1 protein-coding gene is annotated in these 1,818 nt (G+C 70.6%); it reads right to left on the bottom strand.

What is annotated here, in order from left to right; translation table 11 throughout:
- Nucleotides 1–60: 60 nt before the first annotated feature.
- Nucleotides 61–1,449: a hypothetical protein gene (locus CCN72_RS37125; RefSeq protein ID WP_086812679.1), complete on the bottom strand. Its 1,389-nt coding sequence runs from the start codon at nt 1,447–1,449 to the stop codon at nt 61–63.
- Nucleotides 1,450–1,818 lie beyond the last annotated feature (369 nt).

The following is a 1,818-nucleotide window of genomic DNA, read 5'->3' as shown; positions in this document are numbered from 1 at the left end:
GGTCACCGCGGGGCCGGTCGGCCGTCGTTCTTCCCGTCGGCGATCCGCCGATTCGCGGTCTCAGTTCACGGTGAAGAAGTAGTCGTAGGGCGCCAGTTGGATGCCGGCGCGGGTTGTCGCACTGACCATGAGGTCGGTGCCGCCGTCCGAGTCCGGGGTCCAGTCGACGCTCGCGGTACCGTCGGCACCCGCGGCGACCGTGGCCTCCGGGCCCCCGTTGAAGGAGTACGTGAAGCTCACGACGTCCTTCACCTTCGAGGTGAACGTGAAGGTGCCCGGGGCGCCGACCCCGCCGCTCGACCCGTACTCGGGGTAGGCGTCCGAAGCGACGGTCGGCGTGGTGTCGTAGCTGCTGCTCCACGAGGCCGCGTCGCTGACCCAGCCGTTCGCGCTCTTGCTGGTCACCTGGACGAACTCGCCGTAGACGCCGTCCAGCGTGAGCTGCACATCCGCCGTGCCGTCCGCGGCCGCCGCGACGTCGACGGTCCTGTCAGGTGTGGAGCCCCCACTGGTGTGCACGGAGTAGCTGACCACCGGGCTCTTCGCCTGGAGCGCCGGATCGGGCCGGAGCGTGAACGTGGTCGGCACGCCGAATTCGGGCGACGGGACGGCCGGGGTGAGGGTGGGTGCCGTCGAGCTGACGTAGAAGCTGTAACTGCTGGTCGCCGAGGGGTTGTAGGCCCGGTCGAGGCTCCGCACCCACAGGGTCATCGGCCCGGCACCGGTCGGCGGGACCAGGCTGATCGTGGCCGAACCGTCGGTCGCGTCGGCGCGCGTGAAATATTTCGTATCCGCATACGGGTCGACGGGCTGCGGAATGCCGTGGTCGCCGATCGTCGTGCCGATGACCGGGAGATCCTGCTGCCAGGAGTACTCGTAGCCGGTGACGTCGTCGACGCCGTTCGGGCTCAGCGTGAACGTGACCGGCTCGCCGCCCTGGTTCCATCCGGTCGGAGGGTAGTTCGGCGAGGAGACGGTGGGCGCGTTCGCCGGGCGGGTGCTGTCGATCGTGATGTAGCAGGGGGACGTCCAGTCCGAGGCCGCGTCCCCGACCACCGTCTGCGCCTGCCACGCGTAGGTCTGCCCGTCGGTGAGCGCGCCGGCGGGCAGGATGCCGGGGGCCTCGTACCCGGCGGCCGTGCGGTCGCGGGTGACCGTGGCGGTGCGGGTCGGATCGCCGACCGGGAAGACCTGGTAGCGGATGCTGACCGAAGGGCTGCCGGTGGTGTCGGCGGTCCCGGGAATGCCCTCGACGACAAGGTTGCCGACCGCGGAGAGGTACGTGGGCCGGCCCGCGTCGGTCGAGCAGGGCCGGTAGCCGTTGAACAGCTGGGTGGGCGTGGTCGGCTTCCCATCGGCCGCACTCGCCGGTGACACGCCGGCGACCAGCGCCAGGCCGAGGGTTCCCAAGGCAGCGAGGGCGGCACGCGAGCGCGCGCCGAAGGACATGGACAAGTGGTCCTCCCGTGTGGATGCCCGCATACGGTGCCCTGATGGGCACAGGTGTGCGGACGGCGAGGAGATCGTATGGGCCGACGCCGCCGGTCGCATGGGATTTCCGGGACTCCGGCGCGACCAAGTGGCCATGGGGGGTGTGGGTTTGCTGACGCCGCACTCGTTGTCAGTGCCCACGGCTAGGGTCTCAAGCGCGCGGTCGGCTTCCGGGGGTTCCAGCTCCGTAGGCAATGGTTGCATCCCCGATCTGTCCGGGGGCGGCCCGGAGAATCCGTCCGGGACCCAACCGACGTTCGGGCTTCGTCGATGACCAGGAGAGACCTGTCAGCGCCGGCCGCGCGCCCCCCGTCCGGCCCCCTGGTC

Origin of the sequence: Streptomyces murinus, from assembly GCF_002154555.1 — a bacterium.
Lineage (GTDB): Bacteria > Actinomycetota > Actinomycetes > Streptomycetales > Streptomycetaceae > Streptomyces > Streptomyces murinus.
Note: the sequence above shows the minus strand (reverse complement) of the source record. Positions and strands in the feature narration are given on the sequence as shown.

What these genes read in the sequence shown, in the direction of transcription:
- CCN72_RS37125 (WP_086812679.1), bottom strand. Translation starts at nt 1,449, where the DNA reads ATGTCCTTCGGCGCGCGCTCGCGTGCCGCCCTCGCTGCCTTGGGAACC.